General features: G+C 43.6%; 4 protein-coding genes. 2 read left to right on the top strand and 2 right to left on the bottom strand.

What is annotated here, in order from left to right; translation table 11 throughout:
• Positions 1-121 precede the first annotated feature (121 nt).
• Positions 122-652 carry a DUF3833 domain-containing protein gene (locus MHN01_RS18715; RefSeq protein ID WP_239412736.1) on the top strand — a complete coding sequence of 177 codons (531 nt, stop codon included), beginning with the start codon at positions 122-124 and terminating at the stop codon, positions 650-652.
• A 33-nt stretch (positions 653-685) separates the two neighbouring features.
• Here MHN01_RS18715 and MHN01_RS18710 read toward each other — a convergent pair whose 3' ends face one another.
• Both MHN01_RS18710 and MHN01_RS18705 read right to left on the bottom strand, forming a co-directional pair.
• On the bottom strand, positions 686-1,711 hold the full coding sequence (locus MHN01_RS18710; protein ID WP_239412735.1) for a sensor domain-containing diguanylate cyclase: 1,026 nt from the start codon (positions 1,709-1,711) through the stop codon (positions 686-688).
• A 153-nt stretch (positions 1,712-1,864) separates the two neighbouring features.
• On the bottom strand, positions 1,865-3,532 hold the full coding sequence (locus tag MHN01_RS18705) for an ATP-dependent endonuclease (protein ID WP_239412734.1): 1,668 nt from the start codon (positions 3,530-3,532) through the stop codon (positions 1,865-1,867).
• Positions 3,533-3,764: 232 nt separating this feature from the next.
• Here MHN01_RS18705 and MHN01_RS18700 point away from each other — a divergent pair.
• Positions 3,765-4,117 (top strand): VOC family protein (locus tag MHN01_RS18700; protein WP_239412733.1); only part of this gene is annotated, 353 nt, incomplete at its 3' end.

Genomic DNA, 4,117 nt, shown 5'->3' with positions numbered 1-4,117 from the left:
AAGGACTTCCTATCCGGACATTCGCCGTCAGTTAATTGGAAAAGCCTAGGCCCGGTACCAAGCAACTCAATAACACAAAAAAGCGGACATAATGGTTACGTGAAGACGGTGGAGACTCGTAATGGAATCAAAACTAAAACGTCTGATTATGGCGGCCGTTGTATTATTACTTCCCGGATGCTCTCTATCGATTGATGAATATCAGGGAACAGAACCTGATTTTAATCTGTTTGAGTATTTTGACGGCACTGTCATGGCCTGGGGAATGTTGCAGGATAGAGGTGGAAAGCAAACAAGGCGGTTTGAAGTCGTCATCCAGGGCCGAGTAGATGGCAACACATTAACGCTTGACGAAGATTTTGTTTTTGATGATGGCGAAAAGCAGCAGCGTACTTGGGTGATCACCCGAAAAAGTGATGGCAATTACTCCGGTCAAGCTGGTGATGTAATAGGCTTGGCATCGGGAACGTCAGTAGGTAATACGCTAAATTGGCAATATGTGCTTCGTGTGCCTGTTGATGACACAACGTATGATATTAGTATCGACGATTGGATGTACAGGCAAGATGAAAAAAGGGTGTTTAATATTGCCACAATGACCAAGTGGGGATTTAAAGTCGGTACACTGACACTGTTTTTTGAAAAGCAATAAGGGCTCGTTTGGTATTACGAACTAATATTTCTGTTAGCAGCTGGCAATAAGCTGACGTTTAAATCTTTGCTTTGCTTTATACATGTCAGAATCTGCATGGCATAAGAGTGACTGAATATCGTGTTCGTCGATGTCACACCGTTTGACTAGTGTGTAGCCAATCGATGCCGAGCAGTTTACATCATCAATAGTAAGGCCACTTCCGATATCATTTTGCAGTTGAAGGTGCTGGCGTTTAAATTCGTCTTTGTTTTCAAATGTTGATAGTAGTGCAAATTCATCACCGCCTAATCGCCCTACAACGCCTGTGTCACAGCTGAGTTTATTTAAGCGTTTCGTTGTTTCTACCAGTACCAAATCGCCGAATGCATGACCATATTGATCATTGATAGTCTTGAAATTGTTGATGTCGATATAGAACAACGCAACGTAGTCATCATGCTTGTTGTAGTCATCTATCTCTTGCTGCAGTTTTTGACAAAATGCCCGGCGGTTGTAGGCATTGGTCAGAAAATCATAGGTTGCAGACTGCATGAGTTCTTCTTCGATTTCGTATTTTTCTAATGTAACAGCACAAACCGAGGCTGCCATTTCCAAAATTTCCAGTTCGAAGGGGGTGGGTCTTGCGGGTTCGCCACTGTATGTAGCAAAAGTGCCTAATAATTTGTTTTTAGAGGACATTATTGGAACTGACCAGCAAGAGGCCAGGTTGGCCTTTGAGGCAACGGCTTTGAAGTTTGCCCAGTTACTGTGCTCGTTGATATTCTCGGTAATAACTTTTTGCTTATGGTAAGCGGCAGCTCCGCATGAGCCGACATTTGGACCGATATGAATGCCCTCAATCGCCTTGTTATAAAATTCAGGCAGACTTGGCGCATATGCACAGTGCAGGGTGTCTGTTTTTGGATTGAGCAGCAAAATGGATGTTAACCGATCTGTGTAGATGTTCTCGGTTACATCGATCAACTGCTCGAGCATTTCCTCTTTTTGCTGTCCCAGGGCGAGCATCCTTAGGATTTTGTTGAAAGCTCTGTGCGCGTGAAGAAGTTCGTTAATCAAAATACTTCCTTCCAGGCTGATTGTTTATTAGAGATGCTTTTAATAGTTATCTTTTAATTTTATCTAATAACATCTGAGCAACAAAGCTACGGTATCGAAGTTTTGATATTTATTGTGAAAGTGTGAACTTCATAATATTTATATCGATAGTGATTAACTGACTCCTCGCGACATCGCAACAATTCGTTTGAGTATCCATCTAAGTAACAGCGGGATCTCTTCGATGTTGTCTTCGTCGGTATATTCAACCATGGCTAAGGCTACATCGGGTTTGGCATGACGTTTAAGTGCTCTCATAATAATCTTCTTTGGTGGCACCTGGGTGTCATGGGGGATATTTGCCAGGCGACGAAATAATGGCTCGTATCCATTGTTAAATAGAAAATGCTCGATATCCCGGTTGGGTAGTACGGTTAATCGATGGCGCTCAGCTTCGGTACCTAATATGTTTCTGACAGTATCAGCATATTTTTTACCGGCCAGATCACCGTCAGCAACGAGATGCCACTCAATACCCAAACTTCTTGCAACCTTGATGAGTGGCTTAAGACCACTTTGGGCAAATTCAATAATTTGTACGCCTTCAGCTGCCAGGTTATAGCCGCAGATACGGGCAAACTCGTTAAATAACCAAACTTCGGTTTCTCCTTCAACTAATAACCAGGCTCGAGCAAAAAGAGCATTAGGGCGGTGAAGCCGAACATGAAATGTGACTCGTCTTTCTTCGTCGCGGCTAAGTCTTTTAGGCAGTATCGAGTAGACATGGGTACGATCTGGCTCACGAATGAGCTTTTTGATCGTGTGCAACGGGACAACGCTAGTCAGATCCGGGCTATTGGTTGTTAAGATCTTCTGCATTGGCATGTTCATAATAAATGACCACGCTTGATGCAAAATGGTTGGGTGAAGTCGGCCTTCCGGATCTTCGAGAATCATAATTGGGCGGGAGATCCGTTTTAATTCCACCGGGCCTCGTGCACGGATAAAGGCATTAAGCAGCCCCATCAAGACCAGCCGCCCTTGCTTGGTCATTTGTGGCTGGGTAAGTTGTTCCAGTGGGTTGATAGCGTATTGGGCTCTAACTGGGAAATGGGCGCGGTTAAACTCGGTTGAGCGATTATGCGGCGTAAAGGCAAAATAATGGTCGACCAGAGTACGAAGCGCATTAATACTGCTTTTTATCTCTTCAGGGCTAACATGGCCCGGCCGGGTCATAAGGCGTTCGCATGTGTTCTCAAGACGGCGCTGGATCCTGGTGTTTTCGGCGTTTATTTTTTCGTTATGTCCATTGCCGTTTCCGTTGCCATTACTGCGGACGGGCTCGGTACGTAGCCTGCGAGCATCACGAATTCTGACAATAGGGTGCAGGATCATCAATTGCCGAGCGAGTTTATCATTGTCATCACAGTCAATGATTTGGCCGTTATGATCCAGGAAAGCACGGTGGTTAATAATCTTATCGTCTTTGACGATACTATCGACCTGATAGTAAAGGTGTTTGATACCCTCGTTGCCTTCAACCCAAATGGGAGCAAAGCACTTATATTTTCTTAACTTATATTCTCCCGGATAGTCTTCCTTCCAATGCAGTACTATTTGCAACTGCGTCATTTTGGTATGGCCTGCAGTATAGTCGACATGAAAATCTGAGAATTTAAAGTTATAAAATTTTGCATCCGGAGAGAGTGCAATACTCAACGCGTCAAGCAAAGAAGATTTACCCCATGCGTTTTCACCTATAAGCACTGTTAGCTCGTCAAACATGAGTGATAGGCGCTTAATCCCTCTGAATCCTGAAACTTCTATTCGGTTTAGCTGCATAGTTCACCTCTAGTAGTTAGAGTACAGCACCTTTGTAGAGTATGTGCCTATCAAGCTCACAGATTAGTAAGAACTCCTTGATTTTAAACACACAATTGCCAATTCGTACTGAAAGCTTGTTGTTATTCAGACAGATTGCTATAGTCCGGACAACTAAATTCGCCAGCATTTGACTTAATCTTCAATTGCTTAGGCGTAATTGATAAAGATAAGTATTCTCTGGAGATGTCAGATGGCTAAGATAATTCATTCAATGATCCGTGTTCTGGACCTTGATAAATCGTTGAAATTCTACAAACAGGCGCTTGATCTTGATATTGCTGAGCGTTTGGATTTTGAAGGCTTTAGTCTTGTGTACCTGCGCAATGAAGAGAATGACATGGAACTTGAACTGACCTGGAATGAAGGTACGGAAGAGGCGTATAGCCATGGCTCAGGCTATGGTCATATTGCAGTCGCGGTGGATGAACTGGAAGCTGAGCATGAAAAATTGACTGGCTTGGGTTACGAACCTGCAGAGATTAAAGAGTTTTTCCGTGAAGGTCAGCTATTAGCCAAGTTCTTCTTTGTTCAGGATCCTGATGG

This window comes from Photobacterium sp. OFAV2-7, assembly GCF_022347985.1.
GTDB lineage: Bacteria > Pseudomonadota > Gammaproteobacteria > Enterobacterales > Vibrionaceae > Photobacterium.
The sequence above is the reverse complement of the archived record's forward strand: the minus strand, read 5'-3'. Positions and strand labels throughout refer to the sequence as shown.

What these genes read in the sequence shown, in the direction of transcription:
- MHN01_RS18715 (WP_239412736.1), top strand. Translation starts at nt 122, where the DNA reads ATGGAATCAAAACTAAAACGTCTGATTATGGCGGCCGTTGTATTATTA.
- MHN01_RS18705 (WP_239412734.1), bottom strand. Translation starts at nt 3,532, where the DNA reads ATGCAGCTAAACCGAATAGAAGTTTCAGGATTCAGAGGGATTAAGCGC.